This window comes from Streptomyces sp. NPDC004031 (genome assembly GCF_053604375.1).
In genome coordinates, this window is the sequence record NZ_JBSGHL010000131.1 from 1 (window position 1) to 3,713 (window position 3,713).

1 protein-coding gene is annotated in these 3,713 nt (G+C 70.5%); it reads right to left on the bottom strand.

The window, feature by feature from the left end; all coding sequences use genetic code 11:
• On the bottom strand, positions 1 to 3,713 hold a 3,713-nt coding region (locus ACWERV_RS36560; RefSeq protein WP_452941186.1), incomplete at both ends, for a type I polyketide synthase.

Consider the following 3,713-nt stretch of genomic DNA (forward strand, 5'->3'; position numbering starts at 1 on the left):
CGAACACCCCCCGCGAACCCACCAACGACCGCCCCACATCCACCGGCGACACCTCACCGGCCGACACCACCTCCAGCAGCCGCCCGGCCTGCCCAGCCACCGCACCCCCACCACGACCCGACACCACCCACGGCACCACACCCGACACCACCGGGTTGTCGGTCGTCGGGGCCGTCTCCTCGATCACGGGCGCCTGTTCCAGCACGACGTGGGCGTTGGTACCGCTGATGCCGAACGAGGAGACAGCGCCGCGCCGCGGTCGGCCGACCTCGTCCCATTCCCGGGCCTCGGTCAGCAGCTCGACGGCGCCCGAATCCCATTCCACGTGCGGGGTCGGCTCGTCGACGTGCAGGGTCCGCGGCATGACGCCGTGCCGGATCGCCATCACCATCTTGATCAGACCCGCGACGCCCGCGGCCGCCAGGGTGTGTCCGATGTTGGACTTGATGGAGCCCAGCCACAGCGGGCGGTCCTCCGACCGCCCCTGCCCGTACGTCGCCAGCAACGCCTGCGCCTCGATCGGGTCGCCCAGGCGCGTACCCGTCCCGTGCGCCTCCACCACATCCACATCCGACGACGTCAGGTGGGCGTTCGCCAGCGCCTGACGGATCACCCGCTCCTGCGAAGGACCGTTCGGCGCCGACAGACCGTTCGACGCACCGTCCTGGTTCACCGCACTGCCACGCACCACCGCCAGCACGGGGTGACCGAGGCGCTGGGCGTCGGACAGCCGCTCGACGAGGAGTACGCCGACACCCTCGCCCCAGCCCGTACCGTCGGCGTCGGCGGAGAACGCCTTGCAGCGGCCGTCCGCGGAGAGCGCGCGCTGCCGGCTGAACTCGATGAAGCTCGTCGGACCCGCGTTGATGGTGGCACCGCCGACGACGGCGAGGCTGCACTCGCCCTGACGGAGGGACTGCGCGGCCAGGTGCAGGGCGACCAGCGAGGACGAGCACGCCGTGTCCACCGTCACCGCCGGGCCCTCCAGCCCGAAGGTGTACGCGATCCGGCCCGACGCCACGCTGGTGGTCGTGCCGGTGGAGAGATAGCCCTCGAACTCGCCGGGTATGCGGCCGAGTCGGGAGGCGTAGTCCCCGGAGATCACGCCGGCGAAAACTCCGGTGTCGCTGCCGCGGACGGTGGCCGGATCGATACCCGCCCGCTCGAACGCCTCCCACGCCGTCTCCAACAGCAAACGCTGCTGCGGATCCGTCGCCACCGCCTCCCGCGGACTCATCCCGAAGAACTCCGGATCAAACCGATCCGCCTCGTAAAGAAACCCACCCTCACGCGTGTACGACGTACCCACAGCCTCCGGATCCGGGTCGTACAACCGCTCCAGATCCCACCCACGATCCGTCGGAAAACCCGAGATCGCATCAACCCCACCCTCCACCAACCGCCACAACCCCTCCGGCGAATCCACCCCACCCGGGAACCGGCACGCCATACCGACAATCACCACCGGATCGCCAGCCGTGTCCACCCCGACAGAGGCCACCACCGCCGGAGCCGAACGCTCGGCCACCGAACCCATCAGTTCCGAAAGCAGGAATCCGGCCAGGACGGACGAGGACGGATAGTCGAACACCAACGTCGCCGGCAACCGCAGACCCACCACCTGCTGAAGGCGATTCCGCAGATCCACCGACATCAAGGAATCAAAACCCAACTCCTTGAACGCCCGATCAGGCCCCACGGCCTCCACCCCGGCAAACCCCAGCACACCCGCCACCGCCGAACGCACCGTCTCCAACACCACATGCCGACGCTCAGCCTCTCCCACACCGGCCAGCCGCTCCGCGAACGCACCCGCACCCGCGCCCGCACCCGCCGAGCCCCCGGCCGCCACCGAACGGCGGCGGCTCACCGGCGTGGCCAGACCACGCAGCAGCAGCGGGCTGTTCTCGTCCAGCCTGGCCACGTCCAAGCGCACGGGCACCACGCCGGGGCGTGCGCCTGCCAGCGCGGCATCGAACAGGCCCAGTCCTGTAGCGGGGGTCAAGGGCGTGATGCCGGAGCGGCCAATACGCTCGCGGTCGGTCTCGCTGAGGGTGTCGGCCATGCCGGTGGTGTCGCCTCCCCAGAGGCCCCAGGCGAGTGAGGTGGCGGGGAGGTGGTGGGTGTGGCGGTGGTGGGCGAGGGCGTCGAGGTAGGTGTTCGCGGCCGCGTAGTTCGCCTGCCCGGCGTTCCCGGTGATCCCGGCGATCGAGGAGAACAGCACGAACGCGGACAGGTCGAGGTCGCGGGTGAGGTGATGGAGGTTCCAGGCCGCGTCGACTTTGGGGCGCAGGACCTCGGAGAGGGTCTCAGGGGTGAGGTTTTGCAGGAGGGTGTCGGCGAGGACGCCTGCGGTGTGGACGACGGCGGTGAGGGGGTGTTCTGCCGGGACGGTGTCCAGCACGGCGGCTGCTGCCTCACGGTCCGACAGGTCGGCCGCGGCCCACGTCACCTCCGCACCCAAATCCGTCAGCTCGGTGGTGAGTTCGTCCGCGCCGGGGGCGTCGGCACCGCGGCGGCTGACGAGAAGGAGATGCCTGACCTGGTGCTGGGTGACGAGGTGGCGGGCGAAGAGCGAGCCCAGAGTGCCGGTGGCGCCGGTCACCAGCACCGTGCCCTCGGGGTCGAGCGCCGCCGGAACGGTGAGGACGACCTTGCCGACATGGCGGGCCTGACCGAGGAAACGGAACGCCTCCGGGGAACGCCGTACGTCCCAGTCGGTGACGGGGAGCGGGTGCAGCACCCCGCTCTCGAAAAGGCCCACCAACGCACGCAGCATCTCCTGGATACGCGGGTGACCGGCCTCCATCAGGTCGAACGCCTGATAGACCACGCCCGCATGCTCCGCGGCAACGGCCTCCGGGTCGCGGATGTCGGTCTTCCCCATTTCCAGGAACCGCCCGCCGCGCGGCAGCAGCCGCAGTGACGCGTCGACGAACTCCCGGGCCAGCGAGTCAAGGACGATGTCGACGCCACGCCCGCCGGTGGCCGCGAGGATGCGCTGCTCGAACTCCAGGGTGCGGGAATCGGCCAGGCGGCCGTCCTCGAAGCCCTGGGCCCTCAGGGTGTCCCACTTGCCGAGGCTCGCCGTGCCGAAGACCTCCAGCCCGAGGTGGCGCGCCAGTTGGACGGCCGCCATGCCGACGCCACCCGCAGCGGCGTGCACCAGCAGGGTCTCCCCCGCCTCAGCCGCGGCCAAGTCGTGCAGAGCGTAGTACGCCGTGAGGAAGACGATCGGGGTCGCCGCCGCCTGGGCGAACGACCAGCCTTCCGGGATCGGAGCCACCAGCAAGCGGTCGGTCACCGAGACCGGCCCGACGCCTCCCGACAGCAGGCCCATCACACGGTCGCCCGGCTTGAGGTCGGTCACGCCGGGCCCGACCTCCAGCACGATCCCGGCACCCTCGCTGCCGATCCGCGCCTCACCCGGATACATCCCCAACGCGATCAATACGTCGCGGAAGTTGAGACCGGCCGCCCGCACCGACAACCGGATCTGCCCGGCCTCCAGCGACTGGGTTGCCTCCGGATTGGCGACCAGGGCCAACCCGTCGAGCGTGCCCGCCTTCGCAACGTCGATGCGCCACACCGCGGTGTCCGACGGAGGTGCCAGCACGCTGTTGTCGGTGGTGGTGGGTGTGAGGTGGGGGGTGTGGGGTGTGGTGTTGCGGTGGGCGGTTTGGGGGTGGTGGTGGGTGGTGGTGAGGGTGTGG